Raw genomic sequence first — 23,162 nt, 5'->3', positions numbered from 1 at the left:
ACACCCAAGACGGCCTAAATGGGATTTGATTTCCGGCGGCTCGGGCCTCGCTTGCGCCCGGCCGTCAGGTCTCGAAATCCATCGCGGCGATCAGGCAGGCCTTTTCCAGGCGGTTGTTGAGCATCGCAAGCTTGCCGGTGAACTCGGCCAGCTCATGCTCGCTGAACTCCTCGAACACGGTCTTCTTGAACGCCTTGTGCTGCTCGGCGAGGCCCGCCAGGTGCTTTCGGGTCTTGTCGGTCAGCGACAGCCGGACCACGCGCGCGTCGGCCGGGGAGGGTGAGCGATGCAGCAGTTCCTTCTGCTCGAGCAGCTTCGACTGCGTGGTCACGAACGACGGATCGACGTGCAGCAGCTTCGACACCACGTTGATCGGCACGCCGTCATTCTTGTCGAGATCCGAGATCGCGATGAGAATCATCCATTGCGGGCCGCTGACGCCGAGCGCCTTGCCCCAGAGCTGGCGGACCCGTTCGAGATGCGAGTTGATGGACGAGATCTCGAGCGTAAAGCGCTTGATGATGTCGAGATGCTCGATGGCGCGCTGGCGCGCCTGATCCTTCCTGGTCACTGACACAGCTTCCCCTTCCCTAGGTGCCGACTCAGCTTTGTGCTGATTTATTTCTTGTTTCCCGCGTCGGCCGCGATGTTTTTTCCCGTAAGTCGCTCAGGAAGGCAAGTGAACGTAAAGCAATTATGATGCGTATGTGACGATTCGGTTTTTTGGGGTGCGACAAAATTACCTATGCAGGTAAGGGGCTTACGTCGAGCGTTGCTGGCGGGACACAGTGTGGCCTCATTCGTATTCCTGACTTTATAAACTATTTTGTTTGGCGAACTCGCCCATGCATATTGAACCCGGCGGTAGGGGAATCTCGATCGTCCCGTTGCGGTGATCGTTCAAGTCCGCCGCACTCCAGAGATTGATCTGCGGGTGCGGGGTTTGGGGAAAACGGTCTTGGACAATGCGGGAGGATCACGGGCCGCTCGCGACCCGGACTCTACGCATATGAGCAACTTGGAGGTTTAATATGACATTGGCGAAGAGCCTTATTCTGGGCTCGGCCGCCGCGCTGGTCGCGGTCGGCGGGGCACAGGCGGCTGATCTTCCCGTTAAGGCCAAAGCGGTCGAGTACGTGAAGGTTTGCTCGCTCTATGGTCCGGGCTTCTACTACATCCCCGGCACCGACACCTGTATCAAGCTGGGCGGCTTCGTCCGCGCTGACGTTGTCGTCAACGGCAACAGCGTCTACGGCCCGAACGTCAACGGCGCCAGCGGTGCCAACAACCGCTTCACCAACGGCTACACCTGGCGTTCGCGTGAAGACTTGAACATCGATACGCGCACCGCGACCGAGTACGGCGTGGTCCGCACCTATTTCGATGCAGTGTTCACCTGGACTTCCGACAGCTACACCGGTCAGGGCAACGGCTCGTCGATCTACTCGGCAATCGGCACCGCTGCGGCGCCGAACAACGCTGGCTCTGGTGGCGTTGCTGCCGGTTCGGTCGGCGTCTACTACGCCTTCATCCAGTTCGCCGGCTTCACCATGGGTAAGTCGGTCTCGCAGTTCGCTGCTCCCTGGAACGGTTATCCGGGCAACAACTACGACGGTCTCGTCGGTGGCGTGAGCACCACCAACGGCATCAACCAGTTCACCTACACCGCGCAGTTCGGCAACGGCGTCTCGCTGGCTCTGTCGGCGCAGGACCAGGTTGCCTACATGCAGGCTGGCGTGAACAACCTCGGCGTCGGCGGTGCTTACGGTTCGAGCGACTACGCCGGCACGATCGCGCCGGACTTCGTCGCCGCGCTCAAGGTCGATCAGGCCTGGGGTATCTTCCAGGCGTCGGTCGCCGCGCATGACAACCATGCTGCGTACTACGGCGGCACGGAGCTGACCGGTCATCCCGACGACAAGTGGGGTTGGGCGGGTGCACTGGCCCTGTCGATCAAGAACATCCCGACCGGACCCGGCGACACCATCAACGTCCAGGGCGTCTACACCGACGGTGCGACCCGTTACAACATCCAGGAACTGGCCAGCCAGTTCAGCTCGATCGCCATCTTTGGCAGCACGAACCTGGCGGGCGCCTATCAAAGCGTCGGCTTCGGCACGGCGCCCGATACGGTGTTCGGCCCTGGCGGCCAGCAGCAGTCGATCAAGACCTGGGGCTTCCGCGGCGCGTACACTCACAACTGGGATCCCTACTGGAACACCAGCTTGTACGGTGCCTACGCTGCGGTCATGTACAACGACACGGCGAAGTCGCTCATCTGCGGCGTTGGCGGCGTCGGTGGCACGTTCCGCACGGCCTTCGGTGGCGGCGCTGGCGTGACCAACTGCAACCCCGACTACAACATCGGACAGATCGGCGTGATCACCCGTTGGACCCCGGTCAAGAACCTGACCTTCTCGGCCGACGTGACCTACGTCCATCTCGATCAGAAGTACGCCGGCACGATCACCACCTCGTCGGCTGGTATCGGCAAGCCGACCGCGACCTACGAGCTGAAGGATCAGGACACTGTCCAGATGCTCTTCCGCGCTCAGCGCAACTGGTAATACCGGTTGATCTGATCTCGATCCAACAGAACCCCGGCAGGCAACTGCCGGGGTTTTTTCTTCGACCGGAACAGGTGGTGGCGGAAGACTGGCTGCGACATTTCGGTCCACGCGAAGAGCGAAGACGAGCCATGCGATTCATTGGCGGCAAACTTATTTACTTAGCTGATCTACTAAACTATATACGCCACGGCCAACACATTGAATGATGGCTCTTAGCGTCATGCTAAGCCTCCCAAACCTCCGGCAATGCCCTGCCGGAGGTTTTTGATTCATGGCCCGAGCCGGCGCCGGAGACGGAGACGTCCGCGGCCATCGCAAGCCGTCGTCTGCACAGCAGGCCGACAGCGCCGCGTCGATTCGACGCCGTCAAGATTTGACGGAATCGGTCCGCAGTGCATTCTCGTCATTCATGGGACGCTTCAAGAACAGCCGCCTGGCTCGGATGAGCAGCGGCCATTACTGCTTGATACGGGATCTCGGGCTGGTGAAGGGCGGCAAGGGATTGCGGCACCATGAGGTGGTCATCGACTTCTCGTGGCGGGGCCTGTTCAAGTTTGTCATGAGCGTCGGCGCCGCCGCGTTGCGGCGGCGCGCACCGGTTCGGATCGAGACAGCCGAATAGCGCAGAAGCGATCCCCGGAGTTGCCCGATCAATGGTGGTGTCACGCGCTACGCGCCAGTTCTCCAGGCGACTGCTGCGATTGCCGTCAGTCTTGTCGCGCCCAATCTGTTCACGATCTGCGCGGTCATCGTCTCCGGTTGTCGATGTCAGATTGTTCGCAACGCGGAATGATTTCGCGGCGGCATCCTCTGCTTCAATCTACCCGACGCGGCCCGACCGCACGTGAGGAGCGGGCACCGTTGCTGGGCGATAATTCGGTGATGTACAGTGCCTCAGTCAAACGGCCGGGAGTGCGATCCGCGCTCCAGCCGAAACCAAGAAAAAACGCAGGGAAGGAACGGATCTCACATGAAGGATTTCGCCGGAAAGATTGCCGTCATCACGGGCGGCGGCACGGGCATGGGGCGCGAGCTCGCACGCCAGCTCGTTGCCGAGGGCTGCAATGTCGCGATGTGCGACGTCTCGATGGAGGCGATGGCCGAGACCAAGCGGCTCTGCGAGGTCGAGAAGCTGCCGCAGGGCCTCCGCATCACCACCCACGTCGCCGACGTCTCGATCGAGGATCACTACAAGCGCTTCCGCGACGAGCTGATCGAGCAGCAGGCGACCGACAAGATCCACCTGCTGTTCAACAATGCCGGCATCGGTGGCGGCGGCAGCCTGTTCACCAACACCCGCGAGCAGTGGGAGCGCACCTTCAACATCTGCTGGGGCGGCGTCTATCTCGGCGTCCGCACCTTCCTGCCGCTGCTGGTGAAGGCCGACGAGGCGCATATCGTCAACACGTCGAGCGTCAACGGCTTCTGGGCCTCGGTCGGCCTCGGCGTGTCGCACACCGCCTACAGCGCGGCGAAATTCGCCGTGAAGGGATTCACCGAGGCGATGATCAACGATCTCCGCCTCAACGCACCGCATGTCAAATGCTCGGTCGTGATGCCCGGTCACATCGGCACCTCGATCGTGTCGAACTCGCGCAAGGTGCAGAACGGCTCCGATCAGCTCAATCCCGACGAGCTCAAGCAGGCGCGCCAGCGGCTGCAGGGGCAGGGCATCGACGTCGCCAAGATGTCGGACGCCGACATCCAGCAGCTCGCGCTCGATCGCGCCCGCATCTTCCACGACGAGGCGCCGACCACGGCGGCCGCCGCCGCCAAGATCATCCTCGACGGCGTCAAGGCCGATCGCTGGCGCATCCTGGTCGGCGACGATGCGCATATGCTCGACGAGCGCGTGCGCAAGACGCCGGAGCAGGCCTACACGCCGGAGTTCTATCAGGACCTGGTGGCGGCGACCGGCTGGAAGGTCGGCTGATCAACGCATCGGTTCTGACAGAGGTCGGAACCGATGCTCGCCGTGCCCGAAGCCCTAGCCGCGCATTGCACGCTGGCGCGATCCGGACTGATAGGCGAGACGGTAATGCCCTGAGCAATAGGGCATGCCGCCGAGCGGCGTGTTGCCGCAAAAGCAGAAATCGTCGGCGCCCGGGCTGCTGATCGGCCAGCGGCAGCGCTGTTCGCTCAGTTCGAACAGCGAGCAGTTGTTGGTGCTGACAATCGGCGTGTCCTCGGCGGGCGGTTCGTAGACTGCCTGCAGCAATTGCAACTGCTGCTTCGCGGTCGCCCGTTGCGCGGCGTGTGCGGCGGATTTCTTGCGCCGTGCCCGGCGTTCGTCCGGCGTCGTGCGCGTCAGGTTCAGCCGCGACAGCTTGCCGATGACCGCGTTGCGGCTGACGCCGATATTGACGGCGATGTCACGGCAGGAGAGGCCGGCTTCAAAGTAGATCTTGAGTTGGTCGACGCGCTCCGGCGTCCAGGTCTCTTGGTTGACAATCATCTGACGGTTCCACGTTCTGTGTTGAACCGCCGCGCGGACGCGTGCGCCGTCAGGGCGTGCGGCCGTTATCGCGGATTGCAAGCAACCCGTCCTTGATGGCGAGCCGAATGCCTTCCTCGATCAATGTCCGTGCAACGCCCGGGACGCTCGTGCCGTGGGTGCCCTGTCTCACCAGCTTCTCAAGATAACCAATGGTCGAGAGTGCCAGTGTGACCGGGACGCGGTCGGTTTCGGCCTTTTCCGTAGCCATGAGAAAATGCTTAACCTTGAACGCCTGTACTGAAAAGTATCTATTTAGAGTCTATTTAGGAATGCGGCGGTTCGTCAAGTCGCTGGCCGCAAAATGCGAACCGCCGCGTCGGAAGTCGCTTCCGGCGCGGCGTCGTGATCAGAATTTGTAGCGATATGAATGGGTTAAGCGCGTAACTCGACCTTGACCGGGAACTTCTTGAGAAGCCGCTCAGCGGTTTCGGCCTTGTCCGGAGGCGCGCTCACGCTCAGGTACAGCCCGCGGGACGGGTCGGTGATGGCCTCGACGCTGACTTCTGCGGATAGACCCTCCAGCGCCAACAGCTCGCGCGCGGCCTCGCCGGCGGCGATCTCGCGCAGCTTGGGCTTGAAGATCTTACCGACCGGCGTGACCGGCATTTCCGGAATCACCGACACCACGCGAGGCCGCGCGGGCGGCTCCAGGATGTTGTCCTGCACGAAAGCGGCGAGCGCGTTCGGATCGATCTCGGTGCCGGGCTGCGCCGAGACGAACAGCATCGGCACTTCGCCCGCATAGCTGTCGGGACGTCCGACCGCCGCGGCCAGTGCCACGCCCGGAAACGCCAGCGCGGCATCCTCGATCGCACGCGGGTCGATATTGTGGCCGCCGCGGATGATGACGTCCTTGGCTCGGCCCATGATGTAGACGAAGCCGTCGGCATCGATCCGGCAGATGTCGCCGGTGCGCAGCCAGCCGTCGCGGAACGCCTCTTCGGTCTGCTTCTTGTCGACATAGCCGGCGAACACCTGCGGACCTCTGGTCAGGAGTTCGCCGACCGGCGAGGGCCACGGCCCGGTGTGGAGTTTGCCGCCCTCGAGGATCGCGAGCTCGACCAGCGGATTGCGGGTGCCGACGCTTTCGGCGCGCGGCTTCACGCCGTGCACGTCATGGGTGATCGCGCCGGCGAGCTCGGTCATGCCGTAGAGCTGCTGGATGCAGGGACCTCCCCAGGTCGCGAGGTAGCGCCGCTCGATCTCCGGCGGGCAGATCGAGGCACCGGTGGCGGTGACGCGCAGGGTCGAGATATCGCTGTCTCCGACCGGAATATCAGCCAGCGCCCCGAGGATGGTCGGCACGTTGCCGGCGATGTTGATGCGGTATTGCTCGACGATCTGCCAGAAGTTCCGGACCAGCGCCGGATCGCGCGCGCCGGCAGGACCGGGGATCACCATCGTCGTGCCGGCGGATAGGCAATTGGCCGAGGTGCAGAACAAGCCGCCGACATGGAATAGCGGCATCGTGATCATCGCGCGCTCGCCGCGATGGAAGTCGAGCGCCATCCGCGAGGACACGGTGGAGGCGACCATCGCGCGGTTGGTCAGTCGCGCCACCTTGGGATGGCCTGTCGTGCCGCCGGTCGGCAGCATCACCGCGACGCGGTCGGCCTCGCTCATATCCCTGGACTTGCCGTAGTCGTCACGCCACGCCGGATCGGGCCGCAGCACCTCGCCGTCGAACGAGATCGTGCCGTCGAGCGGCACGGTCACGATGCGCTTGAGCGACGGCACCTCGCGCTGCAAGCCCTCGATCCGCTCATAGAGCCCACCCGGTGTGCCCGGTGGTGGTGCCAGCAGCAGTTTCGCGTTGATGGCATTGAGCTGGGCGACAATCGCTTCGCGCGTGAACAGCAGATTGAGCGGCTCGGCGACGCCGCAGGCTGCCGCGCCGAAGATCGCAACGATGCTTGCAGGACAGGCCGGCACCAGGATCGCCACCGCATCGTCCTTGCCGATGCCCTGGCCGCGGAAGTAGTTTTCGGCCGCCTTGACGTAGCCCATCAGTTGATCGTTCGAGATCACGACCGGGTTGGGATCGAGCGGCGAGCGCAGATAGATCGCGGCTTCTGCGTCCGGCGCGCCCTGCGGACCGCGGGCGATGAGATCGAGGATCCGCGGGCAGGCTGCGAGCGTCTCCCGCATCTCCTTGTCGCGCGCGGCCTCATCGGCCGGTGAAAGCCTGTCCTTCAGCATATCCGTCCCCGTCCATTTTTGTTCGTTGGGACCGGGATTGTATCGAGCCGCGCGCGCGGAGCACAAGTGCGGCTTATCGACCGTCCGTCAGCCGTGAACGACCGATTTGGCGATCATGCAGTGAATGCCCTTGGAGCCGTTGACCGTCTGGGTCACCCGCAGGTCGGCGGCCAGGCTGCACAACGTGTAGGCGTCCTCGCGGGACAGGTTGCGCTTCTCGCCGAGCAGCACGATCATGTCGCGCAGCGCCCGCACCACGCACTGGTCGAGATCGGGATCCATCGCCATGGTCATGTAGTGGTCGGCGGTCTCGGCGCGCGGATAAGCAAGCTTGAAGTCCTTGCGCAGAGTGAGGCGGAAGCGGCCGGTGAGCGCGGTCTCGATTGCGGTGACGCAGACCTCGCCGTCGCCCTGCACGCCATGGCCGTCACCGCAGGAGAACAGCGCGCCCGGCACGAACACCGGCAGATACAGCTTGGCTCCGGCCCCGAGCTCCTTGTTGTCGAGATTGCCGCCCATCGCGCGCGGGATCAGCGAGGAGATGCGGCCCCAGGCCGGCGGCGGCGAGACGCCCATCACGCCGAAGAACGGCTTCAGCGGCAGGTCGAGGCCCCAGGGCATGCGGCCGACCATCCGCGCGCGATCGAGCGGGATGTTGAGGATGCGGGTCTCGTGGAAGTCATCGGGCAGGGTGCCGGACAGCGGCTTGATCAGATTGTAGCCCCAGTCCTGACGCAGCTGGACGTCGAGGATATCGACCTCGAGCACGTCGCCGGGCTCGGCGCCGGCCACTGCGATCGGGCCGGTCAGGATGTGCCCGGGCACCATCCGCTCGTTCTTCGCATGGATATCGTCGAGCTCCGGCGGGACGTGGAATTTGCTTCGGTCGGGCACCACGTCGGCACCACCGCTGACGGTCTCGATCGTGACCTCGTCGCCGCTCGTGACGTTAAGGACCGGCTTCAGCTTGGCTTCAAAGAAGCCCCAATGGCAGGTTTCGGGACTGGACTTCAGGTGATGATGGGTCATGTGACGGCTTTTGATTAGTTTCCCAGCAGCGTATGACGCTGTAGCAGAACTTCGCAGAGGCTTCCCTTGTTTTTTGTGCTCTCCAAGACGCTCGGCATCATGCTGCTGCCGATCAATTTCCTGATCGGGATCGGCTTGATCGGCACCGTGCTGCTGCTGACGCGGTTTGCCCGTCTCGGCCGCAGGTTGACGGTGGCCTCGCTGCTGCTGCTCGCGATCTGCGGCTTCTCGCCGCTCGGCAATGTCCTGATATCGACGCTGGAGCAGCGCTTCCCGCCATGGGACGCCTCGCGCGGCGCGCCCGATGGCATCATCGTGCTCGGCGGCTCGATCGATGCCGATCTGTCGGTCGCGCATGGCACGCCTGTCGTGCGCAGTGCAGCCGATCGCGTCATCGCGGCGGCGGCGCTGGCGCGCAGGTATCCGAACGCGCGCCTCGTGTTCACCGGCGGCAGCGCGAACCTGATCTCGAATGATGCGCGCGAGGCTGACTATGCCGCCGAGATGTTCGAGAGCCTCGGCATTGCCAGGTCGCGATTGACCATCGAGCGCCGTTCGCGAAATACGGTGGAGAACGCCGAGTTCTCCAAGGCGCTGGTCGATCCCAAGCCGGGCGAGCGCTGGCTGCTCGTCACCTCGGCCTATCACATGCCGCGCTCGGTGGGTCTGTTCCGCAAGGCGGGATTCAACGTCGAGGCCTATCCGGTCGACTGGCGCGTCGGCAATGTGTTCAGCTTCGCGACGCTTGCGATCGAGGGCCTGTCGCGCACCGATCTCGGCACGCGGGAATGGATCGGGCTGGTGGCCTATCATCTGGCCGGCAAGACCGACGATTTGCTGCCGGGACCGGCGGCTCACTGACCTGCGACACGAGCTTGTCGCTTCCGCCGCTCAATCCGGCTAAAATCGACACAACAGGCGGCGCCAAGCCGCCGATCACGGGAGTTCACGCCATGCAACAGCAGACACCGCCGGAACAGTTCGATCTCGCCGCGATCGTCGCCGATCTGAACAATCTGCTGCGGCTGAAGACCACCGTCATCGGCATCAAGATGTTTGCGCGCGTCGAGGAGATGGAGGCGATCCCGAAGATCCGCCGTCCGTCGGCAGTTCACACCACGGACCAGATCGTCAGCATGGCCTCGCGGCTCGGCTGGACCGTCGGCATCACCGGGGACGACCTGGTCGGCGCGCAATGCCGCGCGGTGATAGGGCTCGCGCCGCAGGACGAGAAGTGGCTTGCCGGCGAGAACTACGTCGGCGTCTGGCACGGCACCGCCGAAGACGCGCGCAAGCGCCAGGAGGCGCTCGACGTGGTGCCGTACGGCCAGTACCAGGCGATGGTGGTGAGCCCGCTGACCAGCGGCCGTCTCAATCCGCCGGACATCTGCCTCGTCTACGCGACGCCGGGCCAGATGATCATCCTGATCAACGGGCTTCAGTATACGGGATACAAGAAATTCGAGTGGGGTGTGGTCGGCGAGACCGCTTGCGCTGACTCGTGGGGGCGGGCGCTGAAGACCGGCGAGCCGAGCCTGTCGCTGCCGTGCTTTGCCGAGCGCCGCTACGGTGGCGTGCCCGACGAGGAGATGCTGATGGCGCTGCCGCCGGCCCATCTAGTGAAGGCGATCGCGGGGATGAAGCAGCTCGCCAAGAACGGCCTGCGCTATCCGATCGCGCCCTATGGCATCCAGGCCGACGTCCGCGCCGGCATGGGGGTGTCCTACAAGAAATAGCGGCTAGCGTCATTGCGAGGAGCGATAGCGACGAAGCAATCCATCGCTCCGCTTACGCGGTGAAATGGATTGCTTCGCTTTGCTCGCGATGACAAAACGGGGCAATTTCGTTGTGTGGGAGCCTGATCCATGTCCTCGTCGAAACTCGACATCGTCGTCTACGGTGCGACCGGCTTCACCGGCCAGCTCGTTGCCGAGTATCTCGCGGCGCATTATCGCGACGGCAGCCTGAAATGGGCGATGGCCGGGCGCAGCAAGGACAAGCTCGCCTCGGTTCGTGACGCGATCGGCGCGCCGGCCGACACGCCGCTGATCGTCGCCGATGCCAGCGATGCCGCATCGCTGAAGGCGATGCTGGCGCAGACCAAATCTGTCATTTCGACGGTCGGTCCGTACCAGCTTTACGGCAACGAGCTGATCGCGGCCTGCGTGGAAAGCGGCACCGATTATTTCGATCTCTGCGGCGAGCCGGTCTGGATGCGGCAGATGATCGACAAATATGAGGCCGCCGCCAAGGCCAGTGGCGCGCGCATCGTGTTCTCCTGCGGCTTCGACTCGGTGCCGTTCGAGCTCGGCGCATTCTTCGTGCAGGAGGAAGCCAAGCGCGTGTTCGGTGCGCCGGCGCAGCGCGTCAAGGGCCGCGTGCGCGACATGCGCGGCACGCTGTCGGGTGGCACGGCCGCGAGCGCCAAGGCAACCTTCGATGCGGTCGCCAAGGATTTGAGCCTGGTCGCGATCCTCAACAATCCGTTCGCGCTGACGCCGGGCTTCGAGGGGGCGAAGCAGCCGCGCGGCAGCAAGCCGGCCTATGAGGAAGATCTGCACTCATGGACCGCGCCGTTCATGATGGCTCTGATCAACACGCGCAACGTCCACCGCTCCAACATGCTGATGGGCTTCCCGTACGGGAAGGACTTCGTCTACGACGAGATGGTCCTGACCGGCCCCGGCGAGAAGGGCGAGGCCAATGCAAAGAAGGTGATGGCGCTGAATTCCGAGAAGACGGGTCCCAGCGCGCCGAAGCCGGGCGAGGGGCCGTCCAAGGAAGAGCGCGAGAACGGCCGCTACGATCTGCTCTATCTCGCGGTCGCGCCCGACGGCCGTATGGTCCGCGCCGGCATCAAGGGCGATCGCGATCCCGGCTACGGCTCGACCTCGAAGATGATCTCGGAATGCGCGATCTGTCTGCTGCGCGACACGCCCGACGTCGCGCCGGGCTTCTGGACGCCGGGCGCTGCGATGAAGGGCAAACTGATCAAGCGCCTGGTCGATCACGCCGGGCTGACGTTTGAGGTGGAGAAGTAAGCTCTCGCCGCTTGTCCCAGCGTTATCGCCCGGCTCGCCCGGGCGATCCAGTACGCCGCGGCCCATCGGCTCAATAATGATTGCCTCTGGAATACTGGATGCCCCGCTTTCGCGGGGCATGACAGTGAGAGGCTACGCCGCCGCCCGCGGGTTGTACGCGTACATGAAGTCCATACCCTTGGATGACACCGGCAGCAGCAGCTTCAGGATGTGATCGCGCAGCCAGGCGCCGGTCGGGCTGAACTCGCGCTTGCTGTTGCCGTTGCGGCGGGCGATCGCCACGATCTTCTCGGCGCGCGGGCGCCGCTCGTGCTCGAAGGCCTGGAACGTCAGGCCGAGCTCCTGGCCGTCGCGCATCAGCATGCCGAGCCGCAGCGCGTCTTCCAGCGCGAGCGATGCGCCCTGGCCGGCATGCGGGCTGGTGGCGTGCGCGGCATCGCCGATCAGCAGCGTGCGCTTGCGCGACCAGGTCGGCAGCGTCGCGACGTCGAGCGTGTCGGTCACCACGATGTTCTCGGCGGTCGTGATGATCTCGGGGATCGGCGCATGCCAGCCGGCGTGGAAATCGCGCAGATGCTGCCTGATCGCATCCTGACCCTGCCGCCGCCAGGCCGTCGCGGTCATGCCGTGCGACGGCTGCGTGCTCCACCACATCGCACCGGTGTCCGGATCGGGGCTGCACAGGCCGTAGCCGAAGAAGCCGCTCTGGCCGAACGTGGTCTCCACCCTCTGGCCGATCGGGAGACGCTCGAACATGGCGCGCGGCACGAATCCGCCGAAGCCGATCAGCCCGGTGTCGAACGGCGTCGGTCCGTCCGGGATCACGTGCCGCCGCGCCGCCGAGTGCACGCCGTCGGCGCCGATCACGAAATCGCCTTCGGCGGTGCTGCCGTCGTTGAAATAGGCGATGACCGGCTGGTCGCCGCGGTCCTCGATCTTCACCAGCTTCTTCTCGAAGAACACCGAGACGTTGGAGCCCCAGGCCTTGTCGATCAGCGTCTCGTTCAACATCGCGCGGCACATGTTCACTGCGGGCTGGCCGAAGCGCTGCTGCATGTTCTGGTTGAGCGAGCCGAGCTTCTTGCCGCCCTGCGAATAGAAGTCGAAGGATTCCGCGATCGAGCCGTTGCGGATCAGTTCGTCGGCGAGGCCGAGCTCCGCCAGCACATGCATGCCGTTGGGCGCGATCTGCAAGCCGCCGCCGATGCCGGTGGAGTAGGGCCAGGCTTCATAGAGCTCGGCCTCGATGCCGGCGCGGGTCAGGAACATCGCGGTCACCGGACCTGCGATGCCGGCGCCGATGATCAGAGCTTTACGGGGACGTCTCGTCATGCCTTGCTCCATGCATCCGTGTGGGCTACGAAAGGTTAGTTGCTAATTATCTTAGTATATAAGATATTAGGCGAGTAAGATATAGGAGCAGCTTTGTCAAGTGCGAAGTCGCGCGAAGCGTTGATGCAGGAGCTCGAGGAGGCGATGCGCCGGTCGTCCGCGCAGGGTGTGATGTATGGCCAAGCCGTTGCAAACATGGCCGGAATTTCCAATTCCGACATGGAATGCATGGACATTCTGCACCTTGAGGGGCGGGTGACCGCAGGCCGGCTCGCCGAGGTCACCGGGCTGACGACCGGCGCGATCACCGGCGTGGTCGATCGTCTGGAGAAGGCCGGCTACGTGCGCCGCGAGCGCGACGAGAGCGACCGCCGCAAGGTCTTCATCTCGGTGGTGGAGGAAAGGGCGGCCGAGATCGGCAAGTTCTACGTGCCGATGCAGGAGGCGATGCTCAAGCTGTGGGGCAGCTACAGCGACGACGAGTTGCGGTTGCTGCTGCGCTTCGCCAATGACGGCTACAAGGGCGTGCTGGCGGCGACCGAGGCATTGAAGGCGGTGATCGACACGCCGCCGGAGCAGCGCGCCAGTCTCAAGCTTCCGCCGAAGTCTCGTCGCTGACCTCGAGCGATGTCGCGCGGGTGCGCTCGGCCGCCGCGTACATCCCCCACATCGTGCCGAGCATCATCCAGAAGTGCCGCCAGTGGTCGGTATCGATGATGAAGCTCTCGCCGGCGATGCCGAGGAACGCCGAGAAAATCGCCAGATAATCGCGCTGCCAGGACACCCGCCAGTAGATGTAGCGGAAGCCGATGACCGCGCTGACGAACACCAGCGCCGGATAGCAGATGCCCGAGATCCAGCCGCCCGACATGAAGGCGTTGAGGAAGGAGTTGTGGGTGTCCTCGGGGAAGTAGGTGTGGAACTGCAGGGGGCCGATGCCGAATGGCAATTCCAGTGCCATCTGGGCGCCGAGGATGTGGCGGCCGAACCGGCCGAAGCGGCCTTCGTCGTAGCTCTGGTCGAAGCTCGCGCGCTGCTTGAACATGTCGGCGACCGTGCCGATCGACAGCAGCACCGCGATCAGCGCAACGGCAAGGATCACGGCGATCAGCGTCATCACGATGATGCGCGAGCGCTGCGCCTGCGAGCGGCTGGTGAACACCATCAGCGCCAGCATGAAGGCCGCGGTGACAATCAGGCCACCCCAGGCGGCGCGGGAGAACGACAGCAGGATCGCGAGCGAGATGATGCCGAAGGCGATGGCGTTGCGGAGCGCCTTGCCGAAGCGGTCGGAAACCACGCTTTGCAGCGTGAACAGCGCCGGCAGGATCAGGAATGCGCCGAGCACGTTGGGATCCTTGAAGGTCCCGCGGGCGCGGTCATACAGCGTCAGCAGATCATAGCCGCCGGGCACCAGATGGAAGTAGCCGGCAATACCGGCGAGCGAGGCGATCATCGCACCGACGATCAGCCCGCGACGCAGCATGTCGAGCCGCGCCTCGGTGTCCTCCGACATCACCATCGCGAAGAAGATAACGGTGACGGCCATGTACCAAGACGTGAGGATCCAGTTCACCACCTCCGGCTTGTCGAGGAACGGCACCGCGCCGATGCTGTAGCCGACATTGACCACGATCAGCGCGAACAACAGCGGCATGAACACGAGCTGCATGCGCAGGCCGGTGGCGAAGAACAGCACGCAAGCGGTCAGCGTGACCAGTTCATACGGGCTCGGCTCGATGAACACGATGGCGATCGACGCGCCGGCGAGCCATATAAGCGCCCGCTGCAGCGCGAGCACGCCCGGCGGCGCCGATGTCAGCGATTGGGACGTCCCGGCTGTTGCCGCATAGGCCATCGGATACTCACGCAACGCAACAGACACAACATGACGCTCGCCTTGGTGACGGCGTCAGTGACGGCAATCGAACTCAGTACGCGTTCTCGTTCTTCGTAATCAGCGAGAACGGGGTCTTGAGCAGGATGTAGAGGTCGAACAGCACCGACCAGTTCTCGATGTAATAGAGGTCGTATTCGACGCGCTTCTGGATCTTCTCGTCGGTGTCGACCTCGCCGCGCCAGCCGTTGATCTGGGCCCAGCCGGTGATGCCGGGCTTGACGCGGTGGCGGGCGAAGTAGCCGTCGACGGCCTCGTCGAACAGGCGGTTCTCCAGCTTGCTCTGCACGGCGTGCGGACGCGGGCCGACCAGCGAGAGATTGCCCTTCAGCACGACGTTGAACAGCTGCGGCAACTCGTCGAGCGAGGTCTTGCGGATGAAGCGGCCGACGCGGGTGACGCGCGGGTCGTTCTTGGTCACGACCTTGGAGGCGGTCGGATCGGCCTGGTGGTGGTAGAGCGACCGGAACTTGTAGACGTCGATCCGCTCATTGTTGAAGCCGAACCGCTTCTGGCGGAACAGCACCGGGCCGGGGCTGTCGAGCTTCACCGCGAGCGCCACCAGCCCCAGCACCGGCAGCGCCGCAAGCAGAGCGAGGCCACCGACCACGCGGTCGAACAGCCATTTCAGCACCAGGTCCCAGTCCGTGATCGGCGCCTCGAACACATCGAGCGTCGGCACCTTGCCGACATAGGAGTAGGAGCGGGGGCGGAAGCGCAGCTTGTTGGTATGGGCCGACAGACGGATGTCGACCGGCAGCACCCACAGCTTCTTCAGCATTTCCAGGATGCGGGTTTCGGCCGAGATCGGCAGCGCGAACAGCACGAGGTCGACGCGGGTGCGGCGGGCGAATTCGACGATGTCGTCGACCTTGCCGAGCTTCGGGGAACCGGCGCAGGTCTCCATCGCGCGTGCGTCATTGCGATCGTCGAACACGCCGAGCAAGTGGATGTCGGTGTCGTCGTCGGCGTTGAGCGCCTCGATCAGCTGCTCGCCGTTCTGATCGGCGCCGACGATGATGGTGCGGCGGTCGAGCCGGCCGTCATGCGCCCAGGCCCGCACCATCGAGCGCAGCAGCAGCCGTTCGGCGATCAGGACCGCGAGGCCGACGCAGAAGAACGACGACAGCCAGACCCGCGACACCTCGCCGCCGAGCTTGACCAGGAAGGAGACGCCGATGAACAGCAGGAACACGAAAGCCCATGACGAGATCATCCGCGTCATCTGGCGGAGCTGGCCGCGGAAGATCTGCACCTGGTAGATGTCGGCCGCCTGGAAGCAGACCACAGCTGCCGCCGACATGCCGAGGATCGATGCGATGTATCCCCAGTGGATATCGCCGCCGGCGAGCGGCCTGACATAGGCGAGATAGAGCCCGACGCCGACCAGGCTGAGCAGCACGAAATCGGCGAGGCGAACCACGCCTGCGATCACGACCGGCGAGTAGGCGCCGCGAACTTTTTGATTGGTGACGGCGAGCGCGGCCGGCGACAGGCGGCGGCGGCGTTCGACCTGCGGCTGAGCGGCCGTCGCAGACGCAGCGGCATCCAGCATCGAGCGTGCGTTAAACGGTTCCACGAGTCCACGTCCATTCCTGCGCATGCAGATGGGCATCCGCGCGCAGCAGCGAAATTCCCCTTGACGTGACTTAAGGGGACAAATCGGAAGAAACGGTTACGTGTGCAAGAAGTGGTTAACGTTTGGCAAATGCGTCGCGATAGCCGGCCAGCACGCCTTCGACCATGGCGCTCTGCGAGAAATGTTCGGAAATCCGTTCGCGCAGCTTTTGCGCGCGCGCAGCGGTCGCGGCGGGATTATCGAGCGCGGCCTTGATGGCATCGGCCATCGCGGCGGCATTGCTGGGCGCGAACAGGGCGTCGGCGTGGGTGTCGAAGATCTCCGGGATGCCGCCGACATTGGCGGCGATCATCGGAATTCCCGCAGCGCCGGCCTCGATCACCACGTAAGGCATCGAGTCGCCGCGCGAGGGAACGACCAGCAGGCTGCCTTTCGAGAAGCCGAAGCGCGCCTTGACGTGGCCGATGAAGCGAACGGCATCGCCGAGCGACAGCCGCTTCACCTGCTCCTTGAGCCGTTCGAACTCCTCGCCGTCGCCGCCGAGCGTCAGTGTCACCGGCTTGCCGTCGGCGCGCAGTTTGGCGACGGCGTCGATCAGCAGATCGGCGCCCTTGATGCGCCGGAACTCGCCGACATAGGCGACGTCGGTGGCGTCGTCGGCCCTGGCAACCGGTTCGAATTCCTCCGAGGTGACGCCGTTGAAGACGCAGCGGACGAGCCCTGCGGGCTTGCCGACGGTGCGCTGATAGGTGTCGCGCGCGAATGCGCTCTCGAACAGGAACAGGTCGGTGCTGTTCATCAGCGTTCGCTCGAGCTGGCTGTAGAAGCGGCCCTTCCAGGTGTCGAGCGGGTAGTGCAGCGAGCCGCCATGCGGCGTGTAGACCCGGATCACCTTGTTCGACCGCCGCCGCAGCCGGACATAGGCGCCGGCCTTGGCGCCATGGCCGTGCACGACATCCGGCTTCAGCTTTCGGATCAGGCCGGCGATATGCGCCCAGACCATGAAGTCGGCGAAGCGCGGCTCGCGGCGGATCGCGACCCGGTGGACGCCGAGCTTGAGGCGGGGCTCGATCTCGGCGAGGACCGCGTCGGCACGCGTGCCGCCGGTCAGGCTGTCGGCGACGATGCCGACATGGTGGCCGCGCTCGATCTGGCCGTTGGCGACGTCGAGGATGTGACGGATGATGCCGCCGACCGGCGCACGGACGACGTGCAGGATGCGGAGCGGCTGGTCTTGATTGTGATCCTGCACCATCGATCAGAACCAGCGTTCGCCGACGAACACGGTGTCACCGGGGCCGATCGGCGTCCCGAGGGGAGCTGTGAAGCGGCCGGCGCCCGATGCATCGGTGTGGGTGAGGGTGACCTCGTCGCGCCTCGCGCGCGGCGAGAAGCCGCCGGCGATCGCCACCGCGCTCTCGACCGTCATGTTGGGCACGTAGGGATATTGGCCCGGGGCCTGGACTTCGCCGAGGATGAAGAACGGCCGGTAGGATTCGATCTCAACCGCCACCGACGGCTCGCGGATGAAGCCGTTGCGCAGCCTTGCGGTGATCTCGGCGGCGAGCCTGGCAGGGGTGCGGCCACGCGCCGGTACCGAGCCGATCAGCGGCATCGTGATCGCGCCGGCGGCGTCGATCGCATAGGAATTGGTCAAGCCTTCCTGGCCATAGACCACGACGCGGAGCTTGTCGCCGGGGCCGAGATTATAGGCCTCGCGCGACGGGGCAGGCTCGGCATAGGCAACCGGCCCGGCGAAGGAGGGCTGCCCGTACGCCATCGAATCGAGGGCCGGGTCGCCGGCAAACGGCGAGGTCCGTCCCATGCAGCCCGACAGCGCGAGCGCAGCAATCAGACAAACAAGGGGAGCGCGCAAATCGCGCATTTGAGGAATCCCACGAAATTACCGGCCCCGATTAACGGCACGCATGGTTAACAAAGCATGACGGAACGGTGGTGGCGGTCGCATCCGTCAACCGCGCCGATTAACCCAGCAGCAACCTTAATGGACTGTAATCGCCCGCATTGAGGTGGAATCGCGGCGTCCGCGGGAGTTCGTTATGCGTTTTGCATTCTGGCGTAGAGGCAAGGAAAAGGCCGTCGTGCAGCGGGCGCTGCCGAAGTCTGCGCCCGTCGCCGACGAGGTCGTTGCGAGGCCGGCTTCGCCGATGTCCGCTCCTGACGAGCCGGCGCGTACGGCTCCGGCAACCGATCTCGATCTGCATGTGCTCGGACGCGCGCTGGCGCGCAAGCGAGGCTGGATCGTCGTGCCGACGGTGCTGGTATTTGCGCTGTCGCTCGCTGCCGTCAACGTCGTGACACCGCGCTACAAGTCGGAAGCGCGAATCCTGATCGACAATCGCGAGAATGCCTTCCTGCGCCCGAATGGCGAGCGCGACCTCGAACGCACCTCGCTTGATGCCGAGGCCGTGACGAGCCAGGTGCAGCTCGTGATGTCGCGCGATCTCGCGCGCGACATCATCAAGAAGAACAAGCTCGCCGAGCGTCCGGAGTTCGATCCGGTGCTGCGCGGCTTCTCCCCGCTGAAGTCGCTGCTTGCGCTGTTCGGCATCGGCCGCGATCCGTTCAGTCTGACGCCGGAAGAGCGGGTGCTCGACGCCTTCTACGAGCGCTTCCAGGCCTATGCGGTCGACAAGTCACGCGTCATCGTGGTCGAATTCCAGTCGGAGGATCCTGATCTCGCCGCCCGTGTCGCCAACTCGATTGCGGACGGTTATCTCGTGCTGCAGCAGGCCGCTCGGCAAGACCAGGCCAAATCCGCCAGCACGTGGTTGCTCGGCGAGATCGACAAGCTGCGCACCAAGGTCGCCGACGCGGATTCGCGGGTCGAGGAATTCCGCTCCAAGTCGAGCCTGTTCGTCGGCACCAACAACATCCCGCTGTCGAACCAGCAGATGGGCGAGCTGAACACGCAGCTCAACAATGCCCGTGCGCTGAAGGCGGATGCCGAAACCAAGGCGCGGCTGATCCGCGAGATGCTTCAGAGCGGCAAGCCGATCGAGGCTTCGGAAGTGCTCAATTCCGAGCTGATCCGCAGGCTCGCCGAACAGCGTGGCACGCTGCGCGCCCAGCTCGCCGAGCAGTCGTCGACGCTGCTCGACAACCATCCGCGCATCAAGGAATTGAAGGCGCAGATCGCCGACCTCGACCGGCAATTGCGCGAGGAAGCCGGCAAGGTCTCCCGCTCGCTCGACAACGACGCGCGCGTCGCCGACGGCCGCGTCCAGGCGTTGCAGGCGAGCCTCGACCAGTCGAAGAAGCAGGCCGCATCGAGCAATGGTCAGGACGTGCAGCTGCGCGGGCTGGAGCGTGAAGCCAAGGCGCAGCGCGATCTGCTCGAAGCCTATCTCGCCAAGTATCGCGAGGCGACCGCCCGCGAGAACATCGAGGCGGCGCCGACCGACGGCCGCATCATCTCGCGCGCCACGGTCTCCAATACGCCGGCCTATCCGAAGAAGCTGCCGATCGTGCTGATCGCAACGCTGGCGACGCTGTTGCTGTCGTCAGGCATCATCATCACCGGCGAATTGCTGCGCATCTCCGCGCCAGGCGCGGTGGGCCGCGCCTTCGCGCCGGCCGCCGCAGTGATCCGGCGCCGCGAACCGGTCATGGAGACCGTAGCCGCGGACGAGCCGGCGCCGAGGCTGCCGCCTGAGCCCGAGCTCGCATCGCCGCTCGCACCCAGCCTTTCGCCGGAGCCTGACTTGGCGCCGGAGCTCGCAATGGCCTACGAGCCCGTCATCAGCGAGCCGCAGCCTGCGCCCGCCGTGACGGTCGACGAGATCGATGCGCTGGCCGAGCGTCTCGTTGCGGCCGGTCCCGCCGCCCACAAGGTCACGGTGCTCGGCCCGGCCACTGGCGAGAGCGTCACGTTGACCGCGCTGACGCTGGCCCGCCTGATGGCACGCCAGGCCAAGGTCGTGGTGGTCGATCTCGTCGCATCCTCGCCGGTGCTGACGGTGGCGACCGTCGATTCCACCGCGCCCGGCCTGGCCGAGCTGATGCAGGGTGAGGCGACGTTCGCGCAGATCATCACCAAGGATCGGCAGTCGCGGGTTCAGATCGTCAGCGCCGGGCGTCCGGGGTTCGATCGCGCGCACCTGCAATCGCCGCGGCTCGCGCTTGCGATCGATGCGCTGCTCCGGGTCTACGACCACGTGCTGCTCGACGCCGGCTCGGCCGTCGACCTGCCGGCCGAGTTGCTGACCGCGAAGGCGCAAGCCGTCGTCGTGCCCGACGCCGCAATGGCGCAGGATGCCCGCCATCAGATGGTCGATCAGCTCAGGGCCGTCGGCTTCTCCGAAGTGACGATGCTGAGCAAGCCCTGCGCGCCGTCGGAAACGGTCGCGAGGGGCCCGCGGGTGGTGGCAGCCTGACCGCCACCCTCAGTGCGCCAGCATCGGCTCGCGTGCGGCTCGCTCCAGCACCGGATCGATCCGCAGCCGGAGCGTGACCAGCGCGCCGATCAAGCCGACGACCGCGAGCAGCAGCAGGCCTGCCGTGAAGCCGCCGGTCAGGTCCTTCAGATAGCCCATGGCGAACGGGCCGGCGAAGCCTGAGAGATTGCCGAGCGAGTTGATTGCGGCGATGCCTGCTGCGGCCGAGGCGCCGTTCAGGATGCTGGCCGGCATCGGCCAGAACATCGGCGGCACCGCCGACACGCCGATCTGCGCGATACAGAGCAGGCCGACGATCAGAACGGGACTGGAGACCAGCCCGGCAAGGCCGATGCCGACGGCGGCGAGCACCAGCGCGCCCGCGACATGGTAGCGCCGCTCGCCGGTCTTGTCGGAATGGCGGCCGAGCAGCACCATGCCGACCGCACCGAACACGAAGGGCAGCGCGGCGATGAAGCCGGTCTGGGTGTCGGTGACGCCGAACGCCTTGATGATGGTGGGCAGGAAGAACGCGACGCCGTAGCTGGCGGCGTTCAGGCAGAAATAGACGAGGGCGCAGGCGAGGACACGCGAGTCGGTGAGCGACTGCATCACCGAAATGTGCTCCACGGCTTCCTTCTTCTGCCGCTCGATCTCGAGGGTGTTCTGCACCCACTTGATCTCGTCGGGCTGCAGCCAGTTTGCCTGGCGCGGGAAGTCGGGCAGCATCGCCAGCACCGCGAAGCCGACCAGGACCGACGGCAGCGCTTCGCAGATGAACAGCCACTGCCACCCGGTGAGGCCGGCGCCCGACAGGTTGAGCAGCAGGCCGGAGATCGGCGCCCCGATGATGCTGGAGATCGGGATCGCCAGCATGAACAGGCTGATGACGCGGGCGCGATAGATCGTCGGGAACCAGAGTGTCAGGTAGAAAATGATGCCGGGGAAGAAACCGGCCTCGCAGGCGCCGAGCAAGAGGCGCAGGAAGTAGAAGATCCACTCGTTCGAGAGGCCGCTCGCCGCTGACATCTGCGGGATGAACGCGAATGCCGCCGAGACGATTCCCCAGCTGATCATGATGCGGGCGATCCAGCGCCGCGCGCCGAATCGTTCGAGCAGGATGTTGGAGGGGACCTCGAAGAAGAAGTAGCCGACGAAGAACAGACCGGCGCCGAGCCCGTAGGCGGCTTCGCTGAGGCCAAGCGCGGTATTCATGTGCAGCTTGGCGAAGCCGACATTGACGCGATCGAGATAGGCCACGAAATAGCACAGGATGAGGAACGGGATCAGCCGTCGCATCATCTTTCCGATCGCGCGCTTCTCGACATCGTCGCTCATCGTTCCCATCCCTTTCTGTTTTCGATTCGGCGTACGCTGACTGCGCTGCCCAGGGTAGCATCTGGTGCACCCGCAGCGGTCCGTTGCCTTGCCCTAGCAAGTTGCCTTGCAATCCTTGCATTCATTCTTGTGTAATGAACGGCCGCGTGACTAATGGCATTTGGGAATGGAGCCACGGCGAAACTGTCATGATGCACCGCGGTATGATCGCGGGAACCCGAGTGTTTTCAGGGAAGTGGACACCGGATCGTGAAGACGCGTCGAGACAAGAAGCTGGAGCTCTGTTCGTTCCGATTGAATCGGACCGGACGGCACTTGCCGGGCAGGATGGTGACTGGCCGTGATCAATAATCTGAAATTGCGCCAGTTGCGCCTGCTGGTCGCGCTCGACAGCGAGCGCAAGCTTCAGCTGGCTGCCGAGCGCCTCAACATCACCCAGTCGGCGGCATCCAAGATGCTGGCCGAGATCGAGGCGGTGGCGCGGGTTCCGCTGTTCGAACGCACCGCGCGCGGCGTCGAGCCGACGGCCTATGGCTCGATCCTGATCCGGGGCGGCAGGAGCGTGCTGGCCGACCTCGACCGGGTCACCAATGAATTCGCCGGTTACCGGTCCGGCGAGCTCGGCACCGTGTCGGTCGGAACGGTCGCCAAGCCCAGCATCGACCTTGTCGTCGACGTCATGCAGTACCTCGGCGAGAAACTGCACCGGGTGAATATTTCGCTCGACGTCAGCACCAGTCCGCCGCTCGTTGCGCGTCTTCTTGCGCTTGAGCTCGATTTCGTCGTTGCGCGAATTCCGGCCGGCGTCGATCCCGGACAGTTCGACTATCACGAGATCGGCGCCGAGCAGGCCGGCTTGCTGGTTCGCGCCGAGCATCCGCTGGCCGCTCTCGACAGCGTCAATCTCGAAGACACGGTCGACCTGCAATGGATCATCCAGCCGCGGGAATCTTTCATGCGCCAAGGATTGGAGCGGCTGTTCTACAGCCGGGGCATCGCGCCGCCCCAGCGCATCATCAACACCGAGTCGTTCTTCGCGTCGATCGGAATTGCGGCGGGCATCGATGCGATCGTGCCGGTGCCGCTCCTGATCTTCGATCTGCTGGATCCGCAGCGCTTCAAGATGCTTCGCATCCGCGACCAGCTGATGCTCGAGAGCTACGGGTTGATCAAGCTGCGCAAGCGGGCGTTGTCGCCGGCCGCGATGCTGGTGTTCGATGCGATGATGCGGCTTGGCGTCGCGAGCGGCCGTGCGGCGCCGGATGGCTCGTCCGCGTAGCGTC

Annotated in this window: 20 protein-coding genes; 9 read left to right on the top strand and 11 right to left on the bottom strand. The window is 64.7% G+C overall.

Annotated elements, in window-relative coordinates; all coding sequences use genetic code 11:
- Window positions 1-64: 64 nt before the first annotated feature.
- A complete protein-coding gene (locus tag CK489_RS30300; RefSeq protein ID WP_050627380.1) occupies window positions 65-577 on the bottom strand; it encodes a MarR family winged helix-turn-helix transcriptional regulator in 513 nt (170 codons plus the stop codon).
- 454 nt (window positions 578-1,031) lie between these two features.
- On the opposite strand from CK489_RS30300, the gene CK489_RS30295 reads away from it, so the two are divergent.
- The 3 genes from CK489_RS30295 to CK489_RS30285 all read left to right on the top strand — a co-directional run bounded on the left by CK489_RS30295 (window position 1,032) and on the right by CK489_RS30285 (window position 4,503).
- Window positions 1,032-2,567, top strand: a complete 1,536-nt coding sequence (locus CK489_RS30295; RefSeq protein ID WP_095734927.1) for a porin — start codon at window positions 1,032-1,034, stop codon at window positions 2,565-2,567.
- Between the two features lie 445 nt (window positions 2,568-3,012).
- Complete coding sequence (locus tag CK489_RS30290; RefSeq protein WP_095735187.1) at window positions 3,013-3,192, top strand: hypothetical protein; 180 nt, start codon at window positions 3,013-3,015, stop codon at window positions 3,190-3,192.
- 348 nt (window positions 3,193-3,540) lie between these two features.
- Window positions 3,541-4,503, top strand: a complete 963-nt coding sequence (locus CK489_RS30285; RefSeq protein ID WP_050627378.1) for an SDR family oxidoreductase — start codon at window positions 3,541-3,543, stop codon at window positions 4,501-4,503.
- Between the two features lie 54 nt (window positions 4,504-4,557).
- Here CK489_RS30285 and CK489_RS30280 read toward each other — a convergent pair whose 3' ends face one another.
- From CK489_RS30280 to CK489_RS30265, 4 genes are all read right to left on the bottom strand, one after another.
- Window positions 4,558-5,025, bottom strand: a complete 468-nt coding sequence (locus tag CK489_RS30280; protein ID WP_095734926.1) for a GcrA family cell cycle regulator — start codon at window positions 5,023-5,025, stop codon at window positions 4,558-4,560.
- Window positions 5,026-5,074: 49 nt separating this feature from the next.
- A complete protein-coding gene (locus CK489_RS30275) occupies window positions 5,075-5,275 on the bottom strand; it encodes a hypothetical protein (protein WP_016844973.1) in 201 nt (66 codons plus the stop codon).
- 164 nt (window positions 5,276-5,439) lie between these two features.
- Window positions 5,440-7,266, bottom strand: a complete 1,827-nt coding sequence (locus tag CK489_RS30270; RefSeq protein WP_095734925.1) for an AMP-binding protein — start codon at window positions 7,264-7,266, stop codon at window positions 5,440-5,442.
- An 87-nt stretch (window positions 7,267-7,353) separates the two neighbouring features.
- Window positions 7,354-8,295, bottom strand: coding sequence for an acetamidase/formamidase family protein (locus CK489_RS30265; RefSeq protein ID WP_095734924.1), 942 nt, complete (start codon window positions 8,293-8,295; stop codon window positions 7,354-7,356).
- A 66-nt stretch (window positions 8,296-8,361) separates the two neighbouring features.
- Here CK489_RS30265 and CK489_RS30260 point away from each other — a divergent pair, with 66 nt between their 5' ends.
- The 3 genes from CK489_RS30260 to CK489_RS30250 all read left to right on the top strand — a co-directional run bounded on the left by CK489_RS30260 (window position 8,362) and on the right by CK489_RS30250 (window position 11,336).
- The gene (locus CK489_RS30260) at window positions 8,362-9,156 is read left to right on the top strand and encodes a YdcF family protein (RefSeq protein WP_095734923.1); all 795 of its coding nucleotides are present in this window, start codon (window positions 8,362-8,364) and stop codon (window positions 9,154-9,156) included.
- 92 nt (window positions 9,157-9,248) lie between these two features.
- Entirely contained in the window at window positions 9,249-10,031 is a 783-nt protein-coding gene (locus CK489_RS30255) for a DUF169 domain-containing protein (RefSeq protein ID WP_021079093.1), read from the top strand.
- A gap of 129 nt (window positions 10,032-10,160) precedes the next feature.
- Window positions 10,161-11,336, top strand: a complete 1,176-nt coding sequence (locus CK489_RS30250; protein WP_095734922.1) for a saccharopine dehydrogenase family protein — start codon at window positions 10,161-10,163, stop codon at window positions 11,334-11,336.
- Window positions 11,337-11,468: 132 nt separating this feature from the next.
- Here CK489_RS30250 and CK489_RS30245 read toward each other — a convergent pair whose 3' ends face one another.
- On the bottom strand, window positions 11,469-12,668 hold the full coding sequence (locus CK489_RS30245; protein WP_095735186.1) for an FAD-dependent monooxygenase: 1,200 nt from the start codon (window positions 12,666-12,668) through the stop codon (window positions 11,469-11,471).
- A 123-nt stretch (window positions 12,669-12,791) separates the two neighbouring features.
- On the opposite strand from CK489_RS30245, the gene CK489_RS30240 reads away from it, so the two are divergent.
- Window positions 12,792-13,286: a MarR family winged helix-turn-helix transcriptional regulator gene (locus tag CK489_RS30240; RefSeq protein ID WP_198961074.1), complete on the top strand. Its 495-nt coding sequence runs from the start codon at window positions 12,792-12,794 to the stop codon at window positions 13,284-13,286.
- On the opposite strand, the gene CK489_RS30235 is transcribed toward CK489_RS30240, so the two are convergent.
- The 4 genes from CK489_RS30235 to CK489_RS30220 form a co-directional block, all read right to left on the bottom strand.
- Window positions 13,258-14,526 carry an O-antigen ligase family protein gene (locus CK489_RS30235; RefSeq protein WP_095734920.1) on the bottom strand — a complete coding sequence of 423 codons (1,269 nt, stop codon included), beginning with the start codon at window positions 14,524-14,526 and terminating at the stop codon, window positions 13,258-13,260. The genes CK489_RS30240 and CK489_RS30235 overlap by 29 nt on opposite strands.
- 73 nt (window positions 14,527-14,599) lie before the next feature.
- Window positions 14,600-16,144: an undecaprenyl-phosphate glucose phosphotransferase gene (locus CK489_RS30230; protein ID WP_050627359.1), complete on the bottom strand. Its 1,545-nt coding sequence runs from the start codon at window positions 16,142-16,144 to the stop codon at window positions 14,600-14,602.
- Window positions 16,145-16,259: 115 nt separating this feature from the next.
- Window positions 16,260-17,399 carry a glycosyltransferase family 4 protein gene (locus CK489_RS30225; RefSeq protein WP_095734919.1) on the bottom strand — a complete coding sequence of 380 codons (1,140 nt, stop codon included), beginning with the start codon at window positions 17,397-17,399 and terminating at the stop codon, window positions 16,260-16,262.
- Between the two features lie 3 nt (window positions 17,400-17,402).
- Window positions 17,403-18,029 (bottom strand): polysaccharide biosynthesis/export family protein, encoded by a 627-nt coding sequence (locus tag CK489_RS30220; protein ID WP_095734918.1) that lies wholly within the window; start codon window positions 18,027-18,029, stop codon window positions 17,403-17,405.
- 175 nt (window positions 18,030-18,204) lie between these two features.
- Here CK489_RS30220 and CK489_RS30215 point away from each other — a divergent pair, with 175 nt between their 5' ends.
- Entirely contained in the window at window positions 18,205-20,541 is a 2,337-nt protein-coding gene (locus CK489_RS30215) for a GumC family protein (protein ID WP_095734917.1), read from the top strand.
- Window positions 20,542-20,550: 9 nt separating this feature from the next.
- On the opposite strand, the gene CK489_RS30210 is transcribed toward CK489_RS30215, so the two are convergent.
- Window positions 20,551-21,888, bottom strand: a complete 1,338-nt coding sequence (locus tag CK489_RS30210; protein ID WP_050627355.1) for an MFS transporter — start codon at window positions 21,886-21,888, stop codon at window positions 20,551-20,553.
- A gap of 331 nt (window positions 21,889-22,219) precedes the next feature.
- On the opposite strand from CK489_RS30210, the gene CK489_RS30205 reads away from it, so the two are divergent.
- Window positions 22,220-23,158, top strand: a complete 939-nt coding sequence (locus tag CK489_RS30205; RefSeq protein ID WP_050627354.1) for a LysR family transcriptional regulator — start codon at window positions 22,220-22,222, stop codon at window positions 23,156-23,158.
- Window positions 23,159-23,162: the final 4 nt, after the last annotated feature.

The sequence above is a fragment of the Bradyrhizobium sp. UFLA03-84 genome (assembly GCF_002289535.1).
Classification (GTDB): domain Bacteria; phylum Pseudomonadota; class Alphaproteobacteria; order Rhizobiales; family Xanthobacteraceae; genus Bradyrhizobium; species Bradyrhizobium viridifuturi.
This window is presented reverse-complemented; position numbering and strand designations above follow the sequence as displayed.

What these genes read in the sequence shown, in the direction of transcription:
- CK489_RS30255 (WP_021079093.1), top strand. Translation starts at nt 9,249, where the DNA reads ATGCAACAGCAGACACCGCCGGAACAGTTCGATCTCGCCGCGATCGTC.
- CK489_RS30215 (WP_095734917.1), top strand. Translation starts at nt 18,205, where the DNA reads ATGCGTTTTGCATTCTGGCGTAGAGGCAAGGAAAAGGCCGTCGTGCAG.
- CK489_RS30275 (WP_016844973.1), bottom strand. Translation starts at nt 5,275, where the DNA reads ATGGCTACGGAAAAGGCCGAAACCGACCGCGTCCCGGTCACACTGGCA.
- CK489_RS30250 (WP_095734922.1), top strand. Translation starts at nt 10,161, where the DNA reads ATGTCCTCGTCGAAACTCGACATCGTCGTCTACGGTGCGACCGGCTTC.
- CK489_RS30270 (WP_095734925.1), bottom strand. Translation starts at nt 7,266, where the DNA reads ATGCTGAAGGACAGGCTTTCACCGGCCGATGAGGCCGCGCGCGACAAG.
- CK489_RS30265 (WP_095734924.1), bottom strand. Translation starts at nt 8,295, where the DNA reads ATGACCCATCATCACCTGAAGTCCAGTCCCGAAACCTGCCATTGGGGC.
- CK489_RS30210 (WP_050627355.1), bottom strand. Translation starts at nt 21,888, where the DNA reads ATGGGAACGATGAGCGACGATGTCGAGAAGCGCGCGATCGGAAAGATG.
- CK489_RS30290 (WP_095735187.1), top strand. Translation starts at nt 3,013, where the DNA reads ATGAGCAGCGGCCATTACTGCTTGATACGGGATCTCGGGCTGGTGAAG.
- CK489_RS30280 (WP_095734926.1), bottom strand. Translation starts at nt 5,025, where the DNA reads ATGATTGTCAACCAAGAGACCTGGACGCCGGAGCGCGTCGACCAACTC.
- CK489_RS30295 (WP_095734927.1), top strand. Translation starts at nt 1,032, where the DNA reads ATGACATTGGCGAAGAGCCTTATTCTGGGCTCGGCCGCCGCGCTGGTC.
- CK489_RS30235 (WP_095734920.1), bottom strand. Translation starts at nt 14,526, where the DNA reads ATGGCCTATGCGGCAACAGCCGGGACGTCCCAATCGCTGACATCGGCG.
- CK489_RS30245 (WP_095735186.1), bottom strand. Translation starts at nt 12,668, where the DNA reads ATGACGAGACGTCCCCGTAAAGCTCTGATCATCGGCGCCGGCATCGCA.
- CK489_RS30285 (WP_050627378.1), top strand. Translation starts at nt 3,541, where the DNA reads ATGAAGGATTTCGCCGGAAAGATTGCCGTCATCACGGGCGGCGGCACG.
- CK489_RS30220 (WP_095734918.1), bottom strand. Translation starts at nt 18,029, where the DNA reads ATGCGCGATTTGCGCGCTCCCCTTGTTTGTCTGATTGCTGCGCTCGCG.
- CK489_RS30225 (WP_095734919.1), bottom strand. Translation starts at nt 17,399, where the DNA reads ATGGTGCAGGATCACAATCAAGACCAGCCGCTCCGCATCCTGCACGTC.
- CK489_RS30240 (WP_198961074.1), top strand. Translation starts at nt 12,792, where the DNA reads ATGCAGGAGCTCGAGGAGGCGATGCGCCGGTCGTCCGCGCAGGGTGTG.